At 67.3% G+C, this 19,388-nt stretch carries 20 protein-coding genes and 2 pseudogenes; 6 read left to right on the plus strand and 16 right to left on the minus strand.

Annotated elements, in window-relative coordinates; translation table 11 throughout:
- Window positions 1-39 precede the first annotated feature (39 nt).
- The 4 genes from ACIBB8_RS03535 (at window position 40) to ACIBB8_RS03550 (ending at window position 4,001) form a co-directional block, all read left to right on the plus strand.
- Complete coding sequence (locus ACIBB8_RS03535) at window positions 40-807, plus strand: enoyl-CoA hydratase-related protein (RefSeq protein WP_366133366.1); 768 nt, start codon at window positions 40-42, stop codon at window positions 805-807.
- 251 nt (window positions 808-1,058) lie between these two features.
- Window positions 1,059-1,574: an ATP-binding protein gene (locus ACIBB8_RS03540; protein WP_398948951.1), complete on the plus strand. Its 516-nt coding sequence runs from the start codon at window positions 1,059-1,061 to the stop codon at window positions 1,572-1,574.
- A gap of 418 nt (window positions 1,575-1,992) precedes the next feature.
- A complete protein-coding gene (locus tag ACIBB8_RS03545) occupies window positions 1,993-2,805 on the plus strand; it encodes a polysaccharide deacetylase family protein (RefSeq protein WP_398948790.1) in 813 nt (270 codons plus the stop codon).
- Window positions 2,805-4,001 carry a beta-propeller fold lactonase family protein gene (locus tag ACIBB8_RS03550; RefSeq protein WP_398948791.1) on the plus strand — a complete coding sequence of 399 codons (1,197 nt, stop codon included), beginning with the start codon at window positions 2,805-2,807 and terminating at the stop codon, window positions 3,999-4,001. Before ACIBB8_RS03545 ends, ACIBB8_RS03550 begins: the two co-directional genes overlap by 1 nt.
- A 171-nt stretch (window positions 4,002-4,172) precedes the next feature.
- Here the strand turns inward: ACIBB8_RS03550 and ACIBB8_RS03555 are convergent, their stop codons facing one another.
- Window positions 4,173-4,811 carry a GNAT family N-acetyltransferase gene (locus ACIBB8_RS03555; RefSeq protein ID WP_398948792.1) on the minus strand — a complete coding sequence of 213 codons (639 nt, stop codon included), beginning with the start codon at window positions 4,809-4,811 and terminating at the stop codon, window positions 4,173-4,175.
- A 137-nt stretch (window positions 4,812-4,948) separates the two neighbouring features.
- Between ACIBB8_RS03555 and ACIBB8_RS03560 the strand changes: the two genes are divergently transcribed.
- On the plus strand, window positions 4,949-5,164 hold the full coding sequence (locus tag ACIBB8_RS03560) for an EF-hand domain-containing protein (RefSeq protein ID WP_037690105.1): 216 nt from the start codon (window positions 4,949-4,951) through the stop codon (window positions 5,162-5,164).
- Window positions 5,165-5,312: 148 nt separating this feature from the next.
- On the opposite strand, the gene ACIBB8_RS03565 is transcribed toward ACIBB8_RS03560, so the two are convergent.
- The 8 genes from ACIBB8_RS03565 to ACIBB8_RS03600 all read right to left on the minus strand — a co-directional run bounded on the left by ACIBB8_RS03565 (window position 5,313) and on the right by ACIBB8_RS03600 (window position 10,493).
- A complete protein-coding gene (locus tag ACIBB8_RS03565; protein ID WP_398948793.1) occupies window positions 5,313-6,323 on the minus strand; it encodes a terpene synthase family protein in 1,011 nt (336 codons plus the stop codon).
- A gap of 334 nt (window positions 6,324-6,657) precedes the next feature.
- A complete protein-coding gene (locus ACIBB8_RS03570) occupies window positions 6,658-7,284 on the minus strand; it encodes a hypothetical protein (RefSeq protein ID WP_398948794.1) in 627 nt (208 codons plus the stop codon).
- A gap of 239 nt (window positions 7,285-7,523) precedes the next feature.
- On the minus strand, window positions 7,524-7,646 hold the full coding sequence (locus ACIBB8_RS03575) for a hypothetical protein (protein ID WP_398948796.1): 123 nt from the start codon (window positions 7,644-7,646) through the stop codon (window positions 7,524-7,526).
- Window positions 7,631-8,182, minus strand: a complete 552-nt coding sequence (locus tag ACIBB8_RS03580) for an integrase (RefSeq protein WP_398948797.1) — start codon at window positions 8,180-8,182, stop codon at window positions 7,631-7,633. The genes ACIBB8_RS03575 and ACIBB8_RS03580 overlap by 16 nt, the downstream gene beginning before the upstream one ends.
- 53 nt (window positions 8,183-8,235) lie before the next feature.
- Window positions 8,236-8,958 carry a hypothetical protein gene (locus ACIBB8_RS03585; RefSeq protein ID WP_398948798.1) on the minus strand — a complete coding sequence of 241 codons (723 nt, stop codon included), beginning with the start codon at window positions 8,956-8,958 and terminating at the stop codon, window positions 8,236-8,238.
- Window positions 8,959-9,097: 139 nt separating this feature from the next.
- Window positions 9,098-9,253, minus strand: coding sequence for a hypothetical protein (locus tag ACIBB8_RS03590; protein ID WP_398948799.1), 156 nt, complete (start codon window positions 9,251-9,253; stop codon window positions 9,098-9,100).
- Between the two features lie 29 nt (window positions 9,254-9,282).
- On the minus strand, window positions 9,283-9,990 hold the full coding sequence (locus tag ACIBB8_RS03595) for a hypothetical protein (RefSeq protein ID WP_398948800.1): 708 nt from the start codon (window positions 9,988-9,990) through the stop codon (window positions 9,283-9,285).
- The gene (locus ACIBB8_RS03600) at window positions 9,966-10,493 is read right to left on the minus strand and encodes a hypothetical protein (protein ID WP_398948801.1); all 528 of its coding nucleotides are present in this window, start codon (window positions 10,491-10,493) and stop codon (window positions 9,966-9,968) included. The genes ACIBB8_RS03595 and ACIBB8_RS03600 overlap by 25 nt, the downstream gene beginning before the upstream one ends.
- Before the next feature lie 720 nt (window positions 10,494-11,213).
- Here ACIBB8_RS03600 and ACIBB8_RS03605 point away from each other — a divergent pair.
- Entirely contained in the window at window positions 11,214-12,062 is an 849-nt protein-coding gene (locus ACIBB8_RS03605; protein WP_398948802.1) for a hypothetical protein, read from the plus strand.
- Window positions 12,063-12,416: 354 nt separating this feature from the next.
- Here ACIBB8_RS03605 and ACIBB8_RS03610 read toward each other — a convergent pair whose 3' ends face one another.
- The 7 genes and pseudogenes from ACIBB8_RS03610 to ACIBB8_RS03640 form a co-directional block, all read right to left on the minus strand.
- The gene (locus ACIBB8_RS03610) at window positions 12,417-12,614 is read right to left on the minus strand and encodes a hypothetical protein (RefSeq protein WP_398948803.1); all 198 of its coding nucleotides are present in this window, start codon (window positions 12,612-12,614) and stop codon (window positions 12,417-12,419) included.
- Between the two features lie 101 nt (window positions 12,615-12,715).
- Window positions 12,716-14,219: pseudogene (locus ACIBB8_RS03615) on the minus strand (ATP-binding protein).
- A gap of 19 nt (window positions 14,220-14,238) precedes the next feature.
- Window positions 14,239-14,493 (minus strand): annotated as a pseudogene (locus ACIBB8_RS03620) (DUF6238 family protein); the annotation flags it as partial.
- 20 nt (window positions 14,494-14,513) lie between these two features.
- Window positions 14,514-15,611: an IS630 family transposase gene (locus ACIBB8_RS03625; protein ID WP_398948804.1), complete on the minus strand. Its 1,098-nt coding sequence runs from the start codon at window positions 15,609-15,611 to the stop codon at window positions 14,514-14,516.
- A 223-nt stretch (window positions 15,612-15,834) separates the two neighbouring features.
- Window positions 15,835-17,655 (minus strand): ABC-three component system protein, encoded by a 1,821-nt coding sequence (locus tag ACIBB8_RS03630; RefSeq protein WP_398948805.1) that lies wholly within the window; start codon window positions 17,653-17,655, stop codon window positions 15,835-15,837.
- The gene (locus ACIBB8_RS03635; protein WP_398948806.1) at window positions 17,633-17,899 is read right to left on the minus strand and encodes an ABC-three component system middle component 6; all 267 of its coding nucleotides are present in this window, start codon (window positions 17,897-17,899) and stop codon (window positions 17,633-17,635) included. The genes ACIBB8_RS03630 and ACIBB8_RS03635 overlap by 23 nt, the downstream gene beginning before the upstream one ends.
- Window positions 17,896-18,846 (minus strand): ABC-three component system protein, encoded by a 951-nt coding sequence (locus tag ACIBB8_RS03640; protein ID WP_398948807.1) that lies wholly within the window; start codon window positions 18,844-18,846, stop codon window positions 17,896-17,898. Before ACIBB8_RS03640 ends, ACIBB8_RS03635 begins: the two co-directional genes overlap by 4 nt.
- Window positions 18,847-19,388 lie beyond the last annotated feature (542 nt).

Below are 19,388 nucleotides of genomic sequence, written 5' to 3' on the forward strand. Positions count from 1 at the left end.
CCGGGCCCGCCGTCGTTAGTGACGGTTAACCTGCCTCTCATGACCGTAACCCTCGAAGCAAGCGACGGCGTCGGCACGATCCGGCTGGACCGTCCGCCCATGAACGCCCTGGACGTCGCCACCCAGGACCGGCTGCGTGAACTCGCCGAGGAGGCGACCCGGCGCGACGATGTGCGCGCCGTCGTCCTCTACGGCGGTGAGAAGGTGTTCGCGGCGGGCGCGGACATCAAGGAGATGCAGGCGATGGACCACACGGCGATGGTCGTACGGTCCAAGGCGTTGCAGGACTCCTTCACCGCGGTGGCCCGCATCCCCAAGCCCGTCGTCGCCGCCGTCACCGGTTATGCGCTCGGTGGCGGCTGCGAGCTGGCGCTCTGCGCCGACTTCCGGATCGCCGCCGACAACGCCAAGCTGGGCCAGCCCGAGATCCTGCTCGGCCTGATTCCCGGCGCGGGCGGCACCCAGCGGCTGGCCCGGCTGGTCGGCCCGTCCAAGGCCAAGGACCTGATCTTCACCGGCCGTCACGTGAAGGCCGAAGAGGCGCTGGCGATCGGCCTGGTGGACCGCGTGGTGCCCGCGGCCGAGGTGTACGAGCAGGCATACGCCTGGGCGGCCCGGCTGGCCAAGGGGCCGGCTCTCGCGCTGCGCGCGGCGAAGGAGTCGGTCGACGCCGGGCTGGAGACGGACATCGACACCGGTCTCACGATCGAGCGGAATTGGTTCGCCGGCCTGTTCGCCACTGAGGACCGTGAGCGCGGTATGCGCAGCTTTGTCGAAGAAGGACCGGGGAAGGCCAAGTTCCTCTGACCGAACACCAGTTGGGCACAGAATGCCGCGAATTCATCCGTGCGAGCGGATTGGCTGAGCCTTGAGAGAACCTTGGGGCTCAGTACTCCAGTGACCGGGGCAATCTCGCTCGGACGGGGCATACACGCAGGCCAGCGGCAGTATCGAGCGCCACATTCTGCCGCTGGCATACGTCTGCCGACTGCTACGGAATGCTGTGATCCGGGGTGGGGATTCCCTCGGAACGGCCCCGGAACGCCCCCAGTGCGGCCATGATGGTGGGCATGGCGGGCCCGGAGGGTGTGGAACAGCCGCGGCAGCGCGGCGGCGCGACTGCGGCACGCTGGATGCCGACTGGCGAGGACGAACAGGCGTTCAAGGCACTGGAGTTGTTCGGGAATCCGGCGGAGGACGAAGTCCGGCTGCCGTCCCGTCCGGAGTCCGCGGCCACCGCCCGGCGGCTCACCTCCTGCGTGGTGCTGCGCCAGTGGGCGCTTTCCCCGCAGACCGCCGAGCATGCCGTGCTGCTCGTCTCGGAACTCGTCGGCAATGCGGTGCGGCACGCAGGCGCGCGCGTTTTCGGGCTGCGGATGCTGCGCCGCCGCGGCTGGATCCGGATCGAGGTGCGCGACCCCTCGCGCGGACTGCCGTGCCTCATGCCGGTTCAGGAGATGGACATCAGCGGCCGCGGGCTCTTTCTCGTCGACAAGCTCTCCGACCGCTGGGGGGTGGATCTGCTGCCGCGCGGCAAGACCACCTGGTTCGAGATGCGGATCTCCGACCGCTGAGCCGATCCGGCCCCTGCGCCCTCTGTGGCGACACCCGGCACGACGCACAGAAGCCCCCGGTCGGCCGTGGTGCGGCGCTGCGGGGGCTTCTGCGTGGGGCCGTGAAATGGGGGGTGTGTTCACGGCCGTTGAAGACGACCTGGCCCGGGTCAATGGGGGTCGTGGAACCGACTATGGCAGATGGGTGACCCGGGGTCCAAAGGGGCTAATCAGATAAATCTGGTCATACTGTGACTCTTTGGCGCCGAATCGTAGGTGTGATGGGTCACTGGCCTGGCAATGCATGAATGACTATGCAGTTCGGTGGGTGAATCGTCGATTAGTTGAGCCATTGGCGGCACTCCCTTCGCGTCCTGGCGAGGGGCGTGAAGGCGGATGATTGTTACCTTTCTGACCATTCGGACCTACTGTTCTGCCCATGGAAGCCTCCGACACGCCGGTGCACCGCCGCAGCACACTGCGCGCGGGCGCAGGAGCAGCCCTGGCCGGCGTCCTTGCGGCGGGTTGTACGGACGAACGCGGCACCGTCCGCACCTCGGCGAAGACCCCGGCCACCGCCCCCGCGACGACCCCTGGGGGTGCGAAGCCCCCGGCCCCGCGCCCCGCACCCGCCCCGCACCGCTTCCCCGGGCAGCCGGTCCAGATCGACCACGGTCCTCGTCACCGCGCCCGCGTGGCCCTCACCTTCCACGGCCAGGGCGACCCCGCCATCGCCCGGACCGTGCTCGCCGAGGCGGAACGGGCCCACGCCCGGGTCACCGTGCTCGCCGTCGGGAGCTGGCTGGACGAGCACCCCGACATGGCCCGCCGGATCCTCGACGGCGGCCATGACCTCGGCAACCACACCCAGCACCATGCCGGCATCTCGGCGATGGGCGAGGCCCAGGCCTACGCGGAGATCACCGACTGCGCCCAACGGCTGCGCCGGCTCACCGGCTCCATCGGCACCTGGTTCCGGCCCTCGCGCACCCAGTACGCCACCCCGCTCGTCCAGCGCCTCGCCCAACGGGCGGGCTACCCGCACGTCCTCTCGTACGACGTGGACTCCCTCGACTTCACCTCTCCCGGCGCCGCGGCCGTCACCCGCAAGGTCGCCGGGGAGATCCGTAACGGATCGGTGGTGAGCCTGCATTTCGGCTACGCGGACACGGTTGCCGCACTGCCGGTCCTCCTCACCGAAATCGACCGCCGCGGACTGCGCGCGGTGACGACCACGGAGCTGCTGACCTGATGCTCACCACCACGCGCACCGCGGCCCTGCTCGGCGGCATCCTCATCGCCGCCCTCACGGGCTGTGACACCCCCGCCGAGAAAGGGACGACCGAGGCCGCCACACCCCGGCCGGCCCAGGGGAACGGCACCCCGGAGCAAGCCGCCCCCGGACGCGTCACGTCGCCCGGACTCGCCGGGATGCCGCCGGTGCTCGATCCCAAGGACGTGTACGCGGCCGACCGGCCCGGAAAGATGTCGCCGGCCGTCAAGGACTTCCCGGCCCGGATCTACGTACCCAACACCAACTCCAACACGGTGTCGGTGATCGACCCGAAGACGTACAAGGTCATCAAGACCATCCCGGTCGGACGCCAGCCGCAGCACGTCGTCCCGTCCTGGGACCTGAAGACGCTCTGGGTCAACAACGACCTCGGCGACAGTCTCACGCCCATCGACCCGGCCACCGGGAAGCCCGGCAAGACGGTTCCCGTCTCCGACCCGTACAACCTGTACTTCACACCGGACGGCAAGTACGCCATCGTGATGGCCTCGATGGACCGTGAGCTGGTCTTCCGCGACGCCCACACCATGAAGACGGCCAAGACCGTGCCGGTCGACTGCGCAGGCGTCAATCACGCCGACTTCTCCATGGACGGCCGGTACTTCATCGTCTCCTGCGAGTTCTCCGGCGAACTCCTCAAGGTCGACACGGCGAAGATGAAGATCGTCGGCCAGCAGAAGCTGCCGTACAAGGGCGCCATGCCACAGGACGTGAAGCTGTCGCCGGACGGCAGCAGGTTCTACATCGCGGACATGATCGCGAACGGCATGTGGGTGCTGGACGGGAAGAAGTTCACCACCCCGAAGCTGCTCTCCACCGGCAAGGGGGCCCACGGGCTGTACGTCAGCCGGGACTCCAAGGTGATGTACATCTCCAACCGCGGCGAAGGAACCATCTCCGTCTTCGACTTCGCACGGAACAAGCTGACGAAGAAGTGGCACCTGCCGAACGGCGGCAGTCCGGACATGGGCGGTGTCTCGTCGGATGGCAAGGTCCTCTGGCTGTCAGGGCGTTACAACGCCGAGGTGTACGCGATCGACACGTCCACCGGAAAGCAGCTCGCCCGGATCCCGGTGGGCAGCGGACCGCACGGACTCGCCGTCTATCCGCAGCCGGGCCGCTACTCTCTCGGCCACACCGGCGTCTTCCGCTGACCCGCCGCAGAGCCCGTGACTCAGAGGAGCTCACACAATGGGCGCCCGGCACGCACGCTCGGTGCGTTGCCGAAATGCCCTAGTAGCTCCGCTACCAGGACCTTCTGACGCCTTGCGATCGCACGCACCAGACGCCCCGAGCTGATCGGACTCCCATTTTGTGAGCTCCTGTCAGCCCGCGACCAGCAGCGCCTCCGAGCCCACCGGCCGGTAGCCCGCCGACTGGAACGTCCGCACACTGCGGGCGTTCCCCGGCGACTGCTGCGCCCACACCACCTCGTCCGGCACCAGGTGCCGGGCCGCCCGCGCCAGGCGCTCCCCGAGTCGGCGGCCGCGCGCCTCCTCCGCCACCTCGATCGCCGTCTCCCAGCGCCCGGCGACCCCACGGCCGAGGATCAGCACCCCGCCGTCGGCGGCCCAGACCCGGACCTCGTCGCGGAACTTCATCGCCCGCGCCACCCGCGGGTGTTCCGGGTCCTCGATCTCGCGGAGCCCGATCTCCGGCTCGCCCGGCAGCGCGCCCGCGACCGTCAGCAGATCGATGGTGTTCATCTGGCGTCCGGTACGGGCCATCAGCGCGCCCAGGAAGTGCGGATTCATCGTCGCGGCGAGCGCATCGCCCGGGGTGCCGGCCAGCGTGGCCCGTACCCAGTCCGGATCCTCGTCGGTGAACACCACCGAGTGCGCGGTGAATGCCAGCACCCCGGCGTCCCGAGCGTTCGGCTGTGCCACCACGGTCGTGGAGCCGTCCGGCGGCGGGAATCGCCCGTCTGCGGCAGCCGTCAGGATCCGCGCCAGTGCGTCGATCATGAAGTGTTCCCCTCCCGGTTCCCGGTCCGCCGTCCGCGGACACCCCACCCATGATCGACGACCGGCCGCCGCAATCGGTTTCCCTCGCGCCCGTTAATCTGACCCCTATCAGTTAGGTATGACGAAGGGGCTGAACAGTGGCGGACATCGAGTCGGCGCGCAAGGCGTTCGAGCGGTATGACCTGAACGGCGACGGTCTGATTTCGGCCGCCGAGTACAAGAGCGTGATGGCTCAGCTGGGTGACCCCTACGTCACCGAGCCGGTGGCGCAGGCCGTCATCAACTCCCACGACACGAACGGTGACGGTCTCCTCACCTTCGACGAGTTCTGGGCTGCCCAGAACAAGGGCTGATCGCCGGAGGGACCCCCGGCCCTGCCCGGCCGGGGTCCGCCGGACCACCGGGCGCTGATGGGCGCCGGTGACGAGCCGGCGCCCCTGGGCGACGCCTTCGGTTGAACGGTGCCCGACTGGCTGGATCCAGCCCTCCGGGCCCGTGCGGTCAGGCGGCGAAGTTCCGGGACAGGGCGTGCTGCTCGTCGATTTCCATCAGGTCGGGGCGGGTGTACCGCTCCGCCCGTGCGTGGTAGTCGAAGTCCCCGCGGACGAGCCCCCGGTAGTCCTGGATGCAGCGCTCCAGCGCGGCGCGCGCAGGGCCGTCGATACGAGCCGCCTCGATCTCCTCGACGAGTTCCTTCTCCGATCGCTGCACCCGGTCGGCGATCCCCGCCAGCCAGGTCCCGGCCTCGTTGACGGCCTCCTGGACCGAGCAGCAGAGGTCCCGCTGAATGAGCCTGACCATATTGTGCTGGTATCCGAAGACGGCTTCCTTCTCGAATGAGCATATGTCGTTGCAGAGCCCCGAGTGATCGGTCACCGAATTGCGCAGCGCGGTATAAGCGGGAAGTGATCGGGCAGATTCCGGGAGATCTATTCCGGCAGTGATCTCGTGCAGATCGAGGAACGGCTGCATGGCCACCGAATCGCGGCGGTGTTTCACGAAGTCGGCCATGCTCGGCACATGCCCCGCGGCCCGGTCGACGGCCTCCGCGTAGTACGTCCACAGCCAGGCGACCGTGTCCCGGCGGAACTGCCGGACCCAGCGTGGCGAACGCCCCTCGCAGGTCCGCAGCCTCAGTCCGTCGAGCGCGTGCTCCATGGGGCCGTTCGGCGCGCCGGCGCCGTCGAGCACATCCACCAGCCGTGCGATCGCCTCCTCGCACAGGTGCGGATCGTGGCCGGCGGGCCCGTCGTCGAACTCGTCGTCGACCAGGAACGCCCAGAACAGCCACTGGCAGAAGAGGTCGAGGTGTTCCTGCGAAGCGGCCGGGAATATGAGCGATATCCAGAGCTCGGGGCGCGTCCGGACCATTTTCTTCTGAGCAACCGATGACAGGACCAGATCGTTATTGTCCGCCCACTCCCAGGCGGCCTGTTTGGTCTTCTGGATTCCTGGATTGCAACCCGTGCTCTCGAACGGCATATGGAACTCTGGAAGCGCAATTGTGCCCATGGTGCCCCTCGTCTGAACGTTACGAACAGGGAATGGGAATGAGTCGAATTCGCGAATCAATGCAGGCGGCGGGCGATCGGTTGCTGTGCTCCACCCCATCCGCACGGCGAGCCTTGAGGTCACGCGAAGCCAGACGGCCCTGATGCTCACCGACCCAGCGGAGGACTTCCTCGTCCCGGGGAGTCAGGTGCCCCGGACGGTCCCGGATCGCCACCCCGCAAGGCCCCGGCACCACGAAGGGTGCCGCCAGCTCCCGCACACCACCCACCACATCGCCCCCTTCCCGCAAGGCCGGACACCCATCACCCAGCCCAACGAGCACAGCTGCCAAAGGTCACCCATTCGGCCCCAGAACCCCCGTTCCCGCCCCTGCCCGGCCCACCCTTCCGCCGGGAGTCGGGCGATCACGGCGCTGTGTCACGGCGAATTGTGCTGCCGGTCGGCGGCGCCGGTAATAGGCCCAGGCCAGGGCCAGCACGATCGGCCCCCACAACATCGCCGGGCTGATGCACACCCGGGACAGAGCCATCCACCATCCGTTGCTGTACCCGACCTCGGGCAAGATGCCCGCCCAGGCGAGCGGGTAGAGGTCAAACATCGCCACCAGGGCCAGGCCGCCCAGGACCGCCGGGATCACGACGGCGAGCGGGGGCACCCGACGGCCGCCGACGAACGGGATCCAGCGCGGGAACACCTCGCCCCAGCCGGCCACCAGCCCAGTGGTCAGCAGACATAGCGCCTCGGTGAGCACACTGAGCCCGACGACGTAGACCGGCGCCCACCAGGGCATAGGCGGGCGGTTCGGATCGATCGTGCCCATCTGGAAGCCGACGGCGAACGGAAGCCGCCACAGGCAGTGCGGCAGCACGATGAACGGGAGAGCCTTGGCGAGCCGGAGGGTCCAGACGGGGACGGGGCGCTCGGTGTCGCCGAGCGGAAGGGCGAGACGTGTGATCGGCATGCCCCCAACATCGCCGAACCTCGATGACAGTGCGTCAGCCACACGCACGATCACGGTCCCCCGCGAGCCACCCCTCGATCGTCCTCGCGGCCGACAGCCGGCACGAGGAGACAGGAAGCGACTCCGAGGAGAGGCCCTGCGCACCCACCTTGGAGGCGTCGCCGATCCGGGGACATTCCGGGGAGGGAAGGCCCTGACCGTGCTGAAAGACACGAACGCGCTGGTCAGGGCCTATTTCCCTAGCACTCGATGATGTTCACCGCGAGGCCGCCGCGCGCGGTCTCCTTGTACTTCACGTTCACGTTGCCCCCTACGCTGATCAAGTCCTTGACCTGCGGGTTCGTGGTCAGTTGGTCGTCCAACCGGCCAGCAGGGACTTCTGAGGGATTTTGTGCTGGAGGTCTTGCTCCAGCCATGCATCCATCGCGGCCAGGCCCCGGAAGCCCGAACCCGGCATGAAGTGAGCGTAGTGGTCGAGCGTGATCTTTGGGGAGGAGTGTCCCAGCCACGTCGACAGGCTGACGACGGACTCCCCGGCTTCCAGCTGCGCGCTGGCGTAGGTGTGCCGGAGGACGTGGAACATGTCCGACCGGGACAGCTCGAAGACGGGGTGCCTGCGCACCCGGGCGCCGTGGCGCTGAACCTTCTCGCCCACGACCTTGAGGACGCCGGCGGCGGCGAGGGCGGGCTTCCAGCTGCGCTCGTTCCACGTCTTGTAGTAGATACGGTTGCCGTGCGAGGTGGTGAGAACCAGCATCACCGTGATCGGCTTCCGCTGCTTCTCCTCCAGCGCGGTCGTCGGTGCCTCGGGGTTCCGCCAAGGCAGGGTGCACGCCACCGGCGGGAAGCGCCGGAAGTGCGCCCGAGCGCGGGCCGCGAGATTCGGGGAGAGGGGCACCTCGCGGCTCTTGCCCCCTTGGGGAGGCAGAAGTGCGGCCGTCCTTTGATGTCCTACCAGAGTTGGCGTCGTACGTGGACGACGCCGGCCTCGAAGTCGAAGTCCTCTTCCCCGAGGCCGAAGGCCTCCCCCTGGCGTAGGCCGAGGCCGAGCCCCAGGTCCACGGCGAACCAGTACCGCTCCTGGAGGTGGGACCGGACGGTGTCTGCGACGGTGCGCGTCCATGCCTTGGCCTTCTTCTCCGCCGCCCGAGGTCGCTTGATGCTCTGGTGCACCTTGACCGGGTTCCGGAGGAGTCGCTTGTCGTCCACCGCGCTGTTGAGGATGGAGGTGAGGTGCCCCCAGATCACCTCTGCCGTCGACGCTTCGACGCGACGCAGCAGGGCCGCCTTGAACACCCGCAGCGTGGAGGCGTCGATGTCCTTCAACGGGACGTCGCCCACGAGGGGCATGATGTGGTTCCAGATTCGGCTGCGCAGAGGGCCGGCCGTGGATGGCTCATCAGTACGGCCGGGCCACCAATGCTCCACGATGTAGTCGGTCATGGAGATCGAGCCGTCGCGGGGGTCGACGAACTCGCCTGGGCCCGAGTCGGTCTTCGCTGAGGCGAGCCACTGCTTGGCGTCCTCGCTGGTGGCGAACGAGCGGTCTTGGACGCCCGGGATTCCCTTGACGCGATACCGCAGGCCCTTTCCGTAGAGGGTGGTTCGCTCACGCTTACCGGTCTGCTTGTCCGGCCGCTTCTTGAGCCATCGGTCCTCTATGTAGCCGGCCATGCGGTGGTCCTCTCGGGGGTGTGTTGCGGCATCGTGCCTGAGTTGGTCTTGGGAACGTCGTCCGGAGCGGGTTCTTATCCCGGATCGAGCGGTTTTTTCTCGGTTCTTCGGACGAGGAAAGCTGACTACCTGGAGCGATTCACCCGGCGCTGGGGCCTCTGCGCCAGGGGGGTTGAGGGCCGCGTTGGACCGCGAGTTGGGTGAGCAGGTCGCCGCACTCGGTGATCACCTCGGTACTCAACGGCTTGCGGCGGATCGCGGCGTCGGTGCCGCACTCTTCGTGCAGGAAGGACATGAGACGGTTTCTCTGATGAAGGGGAGTGGTCAGCGCGTCCGATTCGACCTGGGCCCGGGCGGCGGAGTGGTAGCGGACGCCTCGGGCGGGGCGGTGGACCCTCCGGCGCGCTTGGTGGGCTGGGCGGTGGCGTAGTAGTTGGCGACCTGCGCCTGCCAGCTCGGCTTCGCCGGACGATCGAGCGAACGCAGCTGGTCGGTGGCGACGTGCAGGTCCTCGCCGACGGCGGTGAGCGTCACGGCGGCAGCCCCGAAGTCGTACGACAGATCCCCGTCGGCGTCGGACTCGGATGTCTTGGCCTGCTCGGCGGGGGCCTTGAAGAACTCGCTGAGGCGGACGAGCACACCATCGTGGGGGTCGAGGACGTGCTCGGCGAGATCGGCGGCCGTCTCGTACGCCTCGGCGCCGTTGAGTTCGTCGGTCAGCCGCAGGATCTGATGGCCGTGGACGTGTTTGCCCCAGGGATCGGAGGGGGTGGTGAGCTGGCCGACGTGCAGATCCGGGCCGAGGTCGACGCGGTAGCCGGTGGCGCTGAGCATCCTGGTCGCGTGGCTGGCCATCTGGTTCTCGTGGGCTTCGCCCATGTCCCACGGCAGGCGGTACCAGAAGGATCGGGGCGTCGTCTCGATGACGAAGCCCGCGCGCTTGAGGAGGGTGACGGCGGGTTCGTCTCCGCCTTCGGCGGTGACATTGCCAGTCGGATCGCGTGTGATCACGATGTCGGGCGGGGTGGGCATCGTGGAGCCCCCCTCAGAAGTGCGGGTTCTCGGTCGGTCGCCCGCGGAGGCGGCTTCCAGCAGTTGGGCAGGTCAGCGGGGTCGGCGTCGCGGTGGTCGAGCCACCAGCCGCCGCGGGTCAGGGGCCGAGCGGCGTTCTCGATGGCGGTCCACTGCGCCTCACTCGTCGTTCCTTCGACGACGAGCGCGGTGTACGCGGCGGAGACGAGTTGGTGGCGACAGCGGGTGGCCCAGGCGGCACGGTCGGTGCCGTCCAGCGGGGGCATGCGGTACTGATCCGACCACGCCTCGGCCTCGGTCTGCTCGGTCGCCCGCTGCTTCGCGAGCCACTCGGCCTTGGCCTCGGCGTCCTCCTCACGAGAAGCCCGCCAGCAGTCGGTGCAGTCCCGGCCGGCGAGCCAGCGGGCGTATCCGGCACGCCGGTCGGCTGGACGGTCGGCGAGATCGGCCTCTGCGGTGTGACCGCAGGTGTGGTCGATGGTCCAGAGCTTCTTCACGGTCATGAGCCGGACTCCTTGTGTGTCGGGAATAGGGATCAGCGCGTGCGACTCGGGTTGGCCGAGGCGGCTTGGGGGCTCGGTGCTGCCGTCTCGCTCTGACGCCTTGGGGCGCTGGCCGGGAGGCTGGGGGACGACGTGACGGCGGCGCGCGCTCGCGCGGTGTGCGTGACCCGGAGCCACTCCTGCCGGTCAGGCCGCGGCACGTCGGCCAAGGGTGGCCGGAAAACTGCGCTAGTCGGTGGCAGCGTGGCGGCCTACTGGAGTTGAAGAAGCGGATGGCGGGCGACCAGCGGCCGTCTCGATCGCTGCCGTGATCTGGCGAGCGGCGTGCGGTGACCAGGAACGGGGTGTCTTCGAGCTTCGCTCAACTGCACTAACGTGAGCGCCAGTTCGCAACCGTGCGACTTGATGGAGAAACTGATGACCACACCGCCTCCTACCTCCGGCGGCGCGCCTCATGCGCAGCCGAATGGCCCAGCAGCTGGTCAGGCCGGCACCACCTCGCCGACGGGAACGCCCGCGACAACGGGAACGCCCGCGACAACGGGAACGCCCGCGCCGACGGGAACGCCCGCGCCGACTGGGGTTCCAGCACCGACAGGCGTTCCCGGGCAAACTGGCTCAACAGCTCCCGGGCAGCAGCCGACCACTCAGGGCACCACACCGCAACCTCCGCCGCAGCACTCGCCTGCTCCGGGGCCGACGGCAACTGAGCGCCGAGCGATGAACGTCTCCTACGCCAGTTTCGCGGTGGCTTTGCTTGGGCTCGTCGTTGCGTGCTTGGCCCTCATCCCCGCCTGGAAAGCAGAGAACCGCGAACAGAAGAACCAGGCGGAGGAAGACACTGACGACAACGGACTGCCCCTCCAGGTGTCACCTGGTCTCTCGTACTACGGAGCTCCCTGGCGTACCAGCCAGACGTCTTACGAACTCCAGATCAACGGCCAGATCTTCCAAGACAATGCTGGCCCAGCGGTGCCAGGGTGGCAGTGGCTGGAGCAGAATTGGACCCCGGTCTCCAGTACTGGGACAGCCGTAAACGTTCTGAGCAAGCACAAGACGACGGTTCTGGTCCAAGGGGTGGAGCTTCGAGATGTCGTCTGCAGTGAGCCCCCGTCAGGTGGCTCACTCTTCCGAGTGCCAGAGATCGGTGATGGAGGTGAGGGAGCCGCTCCCGTCTCGATGGGAATCATGGTCGACGCCACCCGCCCCATCACTCGCGTGAGCGAGGGCTTCAAGCTCGGGAAGCCGTACACCGATCAAGTCGCCCTAGAGAAGGGCGACGCCCGCGAGTTCGTGGTCGAGTTCCATACGACCGCCAAGACGTGCACCTTCAAGGCAGACCTTCTCGTGTACTCAAAGGGCAAGAAGTACCATCTTCAGCTGCCGTCGGAGTGGCACAACGAAAAGCCTTCAAGTTACACCTACAAAGTCGCTCCTCCAACCAAGAGGTACAAGTCTCACTACATCGTCGGCGAGCGGAATATGATCATCTACGTCCCACAGGAAGACATCAAGTGGGACAGTGGCCAGCCGAAGTACACAGGCAACGGACAGCTCTACCGTTGGTGAAAATCCGCCTTCAAGCCAGCGGCCCATAGTCAGTTCGAGGTCAGCGGCCTTCGCGGCAGCGCGCGGGCGGCGAAGTTGTTGGGCCAGGTGCCGGGACTTGAGCACCTTCTTCCTGCGCGGCCGGATGATTTGGGTCCGGGTGCCGTCGAGGACCTACTTCCGGTTGGTCGCAGACGATGACTCCCTGGAGGCCCCTTCGGCCCCTCCTCGACGCTCCAACCGATGTACCGGCCCATGGCGCCGGGTGTTTCCGTGCCGTCCGCTGCGTCCGCTCTGCGAGCCGCCGCGACACCTGGCCGTTGCGCAGCCGCAGCAACCGGGCGACCCGTCCGGTGTCGATGCGTATCTCGAAGCTCACGGCGGTACCTCCTCGTCCGGGCAATTCCCGCAGCCGGGCAGGGCCACGGTGACGCGCTGTTCCAGGCCGACGCCAGGGCACCGAACGGCTTTAGCCGCGTGGGTATGCCCGCGTGCGGTGTGGGCCTGGGCGGTGTCGGCGTAGAGCTGGACGAGGCGGCGCAGGCCGCGACGGATCGTGCGCTGCAGGTGCATGGGCGTGACTTCCCTTACGGAGAGCGTGGTGCGGCGGGTGGAGAGGGGGCCGACGCGACGCGGCGGGCCCCTTGGGAGGGGCCTGATCGCGGGCGGATGTCTCAGGTGTGCATCCGGGCGTCGGTGTCGAACAGCTCGCGTTCGTGCGGGTGCAGCAGATGTTGAGTGATGAACGATCGACCTGCGACCTTCCAGAGACCGCGCCCCTTGGTGAGAGCGGAGACGGCCTGGGTCTCGACGCCGGTGAGGCCCAGCAGGGCGGCCGCGGAGGCGAGTTGGTCGGCTTCCTGGCGGTAGATGATGCGGGTGGAGCAGTCGGTGAGCAGTCCCTCGGCGAGCGCGCGGCCCCGGGAGCCGGCGTCGCCTGCGGTGAGCAGGTCGCTGAGGCGGTGGATGACCATCATGTTGGCGATGCCGAGCCCTCGGCTGAGCTTCCACTGGCTCTGCATGCGTTCGATTAGGGCGACGTGCCGCATCACGCGCCATGCCTCGTCGTAGATCACCCAGCGTCGTCCGCCGGCGGGGTCGGCGAGCGCGGACTCCATCCACGCGGAGGCACAGGTCATCGCGAGGACGAGTGTGGTGTCGTCCCCGGCACCGCCGAGCCGGGACAGGTCGATGGAGAGCATGGGCGCGGCGGGATCGAACGCCACGGTGCTCGGCGCGTCGAACATGCCGGCCAGGTCGCCGTGTACGAGGCGCCGCAGCGCGTGGGCCAGGTCCTCGGCCGCCCGTCCGAGGCGTCCGGACAGGTCACCGAGTACGGCGTCGAGCCGCTCGGGCGAGCCCAGCACATACGCCACGTCGCCGAGCAGCGGGGTGGTCCCGGCGGCTTCGGCGTGCGTGACTGCTTGGCCGAGTGCCACATCCAGGGCGGTGTGTTCCATGGGGTGCAGGTCGCGTCGCAGAACCGTCTTCGCGAGTGAGCCGAGGAGAAGCAGGCGCCGTTTGCGGACCTCGCCCGCCCAGTCGTCCTCGCTGACGACGAACGGCCGGGCGGGGGCGTCCAGCGGATTCAACCGACCGGGAAGGCCGGGGCCCAGCGCGATGGTCTGCCCGCCCAACGCCTGGGCGACCATGGTCCATTCGCTCTTGGGGTCGCAGGGCACGTAGATGCGGTAGCCGAAGGCCACGGCACGCACGGCGAGGGACTTGGCCAGGGCGGACCTACCCATGCCGATGACCGCGGCGAGCAGGATGTTCGGATTCGTGAAGCCGTCGAGCTGCCCGTACAGCGCGAACGGGTCGTAGGTGAAGGCGGCCTCCGCGTGCACGTCACGGCCGACGTAAATGCCCTGGGCGCCCAGGCCGCCCTCGGCGAGGAAGGGGTAGGCGCCGGACGCGGTGGCGGTGGTCATCCGGTGGGCGGGGAGCCCCAGACGGCCGCCGCGGGCGGAGGCGGGGCCGGGGCGTCCGGCGGCCGGGTAGCTGGCGCGCAGCGGGATCGTTGCCGGTCTCGGTAGGGCGAGCTTCAGAGCAAGCGGCGTGGCGGGCCTTGTCGCGGGCGGCGGCGAACTGGTCGCGGGCGGCGCGTGCCGTGCGGGGGTCGGTCTTGCGGGGGACGAACAGCGGACTGGCGCTGGCGCGGGTGGTGCGGGAGTGCATGGCGGTGGTGCTCCGGTGGTCAGTGGCGGGTGAGGCCGGTGAAGGGGGCGCGCAGGTCGGCCGGGGTGTGGCCACGGCGGACGCGAGCTGCGGTGGCCAAGTGGCGCTGGCGCACCGTGAGGTCGGGGGCGCCTTCGGGAAGGCGGGCCCGGCACGCCTCCCGGGTGGGAAGGCGGCCGGTGACCCGGTGCGGAGCGGCGTGGTAGGCGGCGTGGAGGTGCTCGGCTGCCTGCCACAGCCGGATGCGGCAGGCCCTCAGGTGATCGCCCTCGGCAGCGGCCCCCTAGTGGCTCGTCACGCAGCCTTGGCCGGGTAATCGGTCCATGAACGGATCGGTGAGTCGGGCGCGAAGGTCGTCTTCGGTTCGGCACGGGCGTTGCGCCAGCGGACGTAGGCGGCGATGGCGGCGTTCTGCTCATCGTGGCTGCGGTGGTCGGTGCCGTTGAGGGCGAAGTAGCGCAGGGCCGCGAACTCGGCCTCGATCCAGTTCAGCCAGGAGCCGTAGGTCGGCAGGAAGACCAGCTCGATGTCGTTGTCGGCCGCCCAGGTGCGGACCTTGGCGTGCTTGTGCGGGGAGAAGTTGTCCAGCACCACATACAGCTTCTGCCCGGGCCAGCGGGCGCGCAGGGCCTTGAGGAGGTCGAGGAACTTGCGCCACCGCTTGCGCGGGCGAATGCGGTAGTACAGCTTGCCGGTGGCCAGATCGAGGGCGGCGAGCATCTGCCGCACGCCGCCGTAGCGGTTGTAGGTGGCCCGCAGCCTGCGCGGACGCCTCACCGGCCCCCACGCCTTGCCCTTGCGGGGCATCAGGTTCAGCGGCCCGAACTCATCGACGCATATCACCCGCCCGTCGGCGGGCGGGGTGTCGTACAGCGCCAGGACGCGGTGCATCTTGGCGATGAACTCCGGGTCGGTGGACGCCTTCCAGGTGGTGGTGGTCTTCCAGGAGATCTTGCCGGCGCGCAGGATCCGGCGCAGGGTCTCCCGGCTGACCGTCGCCACCACCTTGTGCTTGGCCAGGTGCTCGGCGAGCTTGCTCAGGCTCCAGGTGGAGAATGCTGTGATCTTCCAGTCGGCGGGGGACGTCCGGGCGATCAGGCAGATGTGCACGCGCACCTCGTCACTGATCGTCTTGGGGCGTCCCCCGCTCCATTTTGGGTCCAGCGCGTCGAACCCCTGCTCGTTGAAGGCGTGGATGACATCGCGGACGTAGTCCTCGCCGACCTGCATCAGTGAGGTGATGTCCCTGACCGTCTGGCCCTGGGCGGACATCAGCACCACGATCGCCCGCCGCAGCCTCACCGGATCTTTCGCGGTCCGGCTGATCCGCTGCAGCCGGCGGCCCTCTTCCATGCTGACGGGCCGGACGAACACACTCGGTCGACGCCCCACGACCACCTCCAAGATCAAGTCCTGAAGACAGTCTGCTGGTCGGCGAGAGCAAGGTCGATTACCCGGCCAAGGATGCGTGACGAGCCACTAGCTGTTCTGTTCACGGAGGCGTCGCTCCAGGCCGGACTGACTCATCCTCACGAATCGACGTCCCTGGTCGGGGCGCTCCCCGGGGTGCGGTGACGGCGGCAAGCTTCGGACGGAGGAGCGGTCTCCGAGTCATCTACCGTTCGAACCGGAACCCGAAAAGCCCTCCGCCCTCGTAGGCATCGGTGAGCAACGGTTCAATGAGGTAAGGCGCCGGGTTGAAACCAAGGTTGCGGGCCTTGCCGAGGTCATCCTCATTGATTGTCACGATGTACTGCATGCCTTCCGCTGCCGTGACGTCCACCGCGATCTCGAGCGCCCGAGTCAGCTGACGGTCATCGACCCCATCGAAGATGTGACTGTCATGGACCAGGAAGTCGGGCGCACGCCCTTCTCGGTGGGCAATGACCGCCATGGTGAGGTCGAAACAGAAGATCGACATCTTGTTGATGCCCTGACTCACGTCGCTGCTGATCTTCGGCGTGATCTTCAAACTACTCCGCCCGGCCTCGACCGAAAGGTAAGCGGGCCTGCCGCTTCCGTAGAGTCGGCCGGCCAGCTCATTGAACAAGACCGTGGCCTGAGTGATCTGCTCTTGCCGTTCCCGCAGGTCTGTATCGACCTCGCGCGTCAGCTCCAGGCGGGCCGCCTCAATCTCTCGGCTGCTTGCTTCGACGGTCTGAGCTGCCTCAAGCCGATGCTGCAGCGCGCCGAGGGTCGCTTCCTCCTGAGACAGGGCCTTCTGAAGGGTGGTGAGTGCTTCCAATGCGCCACCGTCGTTCAGGTCCTTGAGGATTCCGCTCTGCTCATCATCGAGCCGGGCGCGTTCAGCCTTGCGGGCGTCGAGGCGCTGACGGGTCTCAGCGATCTCTTCCTTGAGATATGTGCGCCGGTTTCGGACCACAGCTGCATGGAACGCACGTACATCGTCGAATCGCCGTAGCGCCTGCTGAGGCAGGGTAACGCCCAACTCGTCGTAGACCTGCTCCAGATAGCGGACCTCTGGGTCGACCGCCTCTTCTACAGATCGTTCGAGATGGTCAAGATTCCGCCGGTCGATGATGTCTTGCGTACTCAGGTCCTGGATGCGGCGGGTCAGGTCGTCCGCTCGCTCCTTGAGTACCTCGTACTGGGGTACAACCCGAAATGCTGCGATCTGTCGCCGCAACTCCTCAATCTTCGAACTCTGCACGGCGATCTCACCACGCAGATCCGCGGCTTTGCCAACCACCCGACCCCATACCGGATCATTGACTGCCTTCTTGAGCTGGTCACGGGCGTTCTTCTTGGCAGAGATGTCTTGGTAGCGGGCAGCAAGGGCCGAATCAAGGCCCAGCAGATAGGCGAGGTTGGGAGCCGCCTGCCCCTCCGGCTGCCGGGCGAAGCTCCGCACCGCCTCGTTGAACCCGTGGTCACCTACGCGGCGGATTAGGAACGAGAGCAGAGCGCGGCCACTGACCCCTGGGTGGTCTCCAGCCAGTCCGAAGAGATTCTCCTCGATGAGTGCCTGCCACTCGGTGAGCTGAACTGTTTGGGGACCTGCAACCGTGACCGGCAGCGTCTCTGGCTCGTCTGCCTCCGGCAGACTCAGCGTCAACGGCTCAGCGATCCTAGACAACGCAGTGGGGTCCGGCCGACGTGCTACTCCAGGATCAAGTGTCACCGTCTTGGCGTCTCCGCCGCTCCGGCTGACGTTCAGCTCTTCCCGGAGCTCGGGCCAGTCCAGGCTAAGCGTGAAGGTGGTCCTACGTAGTTCCTTGCGCGCGACAAGGTGTTTGTTATCGGCGCGGGCTCCCAGTAGGAAGTGCAGCAGCTCGACCATGCTGGACTTGCCGGAGCCGTTACGGCTGTCGGTGGAACGAGAGACATTGGTGGTCTCTGCCACCAGCAAGTTCAAGCCGGACTGGAACGTGACCGTCTTGAACCGCTCATCGTCAGCGCGCAGTTGGCGCAGCATGGGCGGTCCCCCTGGTGAGCAGTTCGTTGTTCAGATCGACAATGCCGAGCGCGTGCAAGACGTCCAGCGCAAGGACGAACCACCCGAAGGACAACGGAGCTGGATGACCGTTCTCACGGCGCCACTCGCGCAGTCGAGCCCAGGTCTGGCTGACCGTAAGCGGGCGGTCCAGCTGCACGGCGATCTGGGCCCCGACGGCGAGGAGCGCACGGTCAGGGGAGACTCCCTTGGTTGGGGTGATCACGCTGCTCCTCCTTCTACGTCGACGGACGGCTGCCACCCAGGTGGTGGTACTTCGAAGATGTCACATTCGTCGAAGAAGTAAGCAAGAACCGCCTTCGCTGCTTCTTCGCGCTCCCAGCGGGCAGCTTCCTGCCCCAGGACGTAGCGCTGCATCTGCCAAAGGATCTCGTCCGCGTCGTCGCCGTGCTCATTGCGCATTCGGCGGTAGTAGGCGCGGAAGCTGTCCGCGACCTCATCCCGCTCCCGTAGATCCAGCCCCTCTCTGTAGTACTGCTCGACCAGGTAGCCGTACGGCCTGCCGGCCTGCAGGACCTGACGTGCTTGGCGAGACAGCTCGTTGTAGTCGACTTTGTGGGTGGTGGGAAGCGGCACATCGCCCGTCGACGCATCGTGCTGGCGGTGATCGGCCAGGTGCTTGAGGAGTGGCTCGATTTCCGCCATGCCTATCCTGTACGCGACCAGCTCGACTGGGATCGCCTCGCCGAGCAGGTGCTCCATCCTCAAGCGGTCGAGAAACATCGCCTCGTGCCAGATCTTCTGCGGACCCATCTGCTGGAACGCTATGCGTGGATGGTCCTTGCCCGCCTCCATGAGCAGTCCCGAGATGACCGGATGGATGCCCCCGCGCTGGTCATTGTGGACGAAGACAAAGATGTCGAACTGCTCGGGGCGCTGGATGATGGCGCTTTCTACGTCGCCGCGGAACTTGCCGCGAACCTCGGATACGTTGAAGGTCTCCGGCGCGTAGCAAGCGTAGAGGCGCCGCCCCACTGTCCTCAGACCATCGCCGCCCAGGTCTCCGATGGAGCCTGCGGTACGGATCGGCACGTAGTCCTCGTGCCGGAGTTCCATGACCCGGTGGAAGAGTTTCTCGAACTCGTTGCCAGAGCTGCCCTCGATCAGCGATCTAAACTTGCTCTGTGCATACTGCATCTGGTGCGGCAGCACCGGCGCCTCCCCCGAGCTGATCTTTCCCGAGGCACCATAGTGCCTTTGTGGCCAGCCAAGGAACTCTGTTCCCGGCCATCTCACCGATGAGCGAGCTGCTGCGCGGAGTTCGCCAGCTCCGGAACGGCTGGGCGCCAAGCCGATCCAGTTATTCCCCCGCGACGACGGGCGTAGCGAGCACGTGGAGGCAGCAAAGTTCGTGGCCTGGGCGCTCGCGGTGGCCGGACACCCTTATAGATGACGTCATATGACGCAGCACAGGACAACCTGTCGCACGTGCTCTGATCAGGCTGAATGGCGCTCAGCAGCACTACGCGGCACCAGACGACATGATCGCTCGCGGTGTCGTAATGCGTACGTCTCGCTACCTGACCACGTGCACCGACGCACTCCACACGCTGAGGTGCCCCAAGGGCCGAGTCCTTCGGCAGGCGGCCAAGCCTAACCCCCAAGAGTGAGCCGTGGCAGGGACATCCCAGGGACTATTCAGGGACTTTCACGTCTGTCTCAGGGAGATTCCAGGGACTTTCCGCCGCGTAAGC

This window comes from Streptomyces sp. NPDC051286, assembly GCF_044455345.1.
GTDB lineage: Bacteria > Actinomycetota > Actinomycetes > Streptomycetales > Streptomycetaceae > Streptomyces.

What these genes read in the sequence shown, in the direction of transcription:
- ACIBB8_RS03535 (WP_366133366.1), top strand. Translation starts at nt 40, where the DNA reads ATGACCGTAACCCTCGAAGCAAGCGACGGCGTCGGCACGATCCGGCTG.
- ACIBB8_RS03540 (WP_398948951.1), top strand. Translation starts at nt 1,059, where the DNA reads ATGATGGTGGGCATGGCGGGCCCGGAGGGTGTGGAACAGCCGCGGCAG.
- ACIBB8_RS03545 (WP_398948790.1), top strand. Translation starts at nt 1,993, where the DNA reads ATGGAAGCCTCCGACACGCCGGTGCACCGCCGCAGCACACTGCGCGCG.
- ACIBB8_RS03550 (WP_398948791.1), top strand. Translation starts at nt 2,805, where the DNA reads ATGCTCACCACCACGCGCACCGCGGCCCTGCTCGGCGGCATCCTCATC.
- ACIBB8_RS03555 (WP_398948792.1), bottom strand. Translation starts at nt 4,811, where the DNA reads ATGATCGACGCACTGGCGCGGATCCTGACGGCTGCCGCAGACGGGCGA.
- ACIBB8_RS03565 (WP_398948793.1), bottom strand. Translation starts at nt 6,323, where the DNA reads ATGGGCACAATTGCGCTTCCAGAGTTCCATATGCCGTTCGAGAGCACG.
- ACIBB8_RS03570 (WP_398948794.1), bottom strand. Translation starts at nt 7,284, where the DNA reads ATGCCGATCACACGTCTCGCCCTTCCGCTCGGCGACACCGAGCGCCCC.
- ACIBB8_RS03585 (WP_398948798.1), bottom strand. Translation starts at nt 8,958, where the DNA reads ATGGCCGGCTACATAGAGGACCGATGGCTCAAGAAGCGGCCGGACAAG.
- ACIBB8_RS03590 (WP_398948799.1), bottom strand. Translation starts at nt 9,253, where the DNA reads ATGTCCTTCCTGCACGAAGAGTGCGGCACCGACGCCGCGATCCGCCGC.
- ACIBB8_RS03595 (WP_398948800.1), bottom strand. Translation starts at nt 9,990, where the DNA reads ATGCCCACCCCGCCCGACATCGTGATCACACGCGATCCGACTGGCAAT.
- ACIBB8_RS03600 (WP_398948801.1), bottom strand. Translation starts at nt 10,493, where the DNA reads ATGACCGTGAAGAAGCTCTGGACCATCGACCACACCTGCGGTCACACC.
- ACIBB8_RS03605 (WP_398948802.1), top strand. Translation starts at nt 11,214, where the DNA reads ATGAACGTCTCCTACGCCAGTTTCGCGGTGGCTTTGCTTGGGCTCGTC.
- ACIBB8_RS03610 (WP_398948803.1), bottom strand. Translation starts at nt 12,614, where the DNA reads ATGCACCTGCAGCGCACGATCCGTCGCGGCCTGCGCCGCCTCGTCCAG.
- ACIBB8_RS03630 (WP_398948805.1), bottom strand. Translation starts at nt 17,655, where the DNA reads ATGCTGCGCCAACTGCGCGCTGACGATGAGCGGTTCAAGACGGTCACG.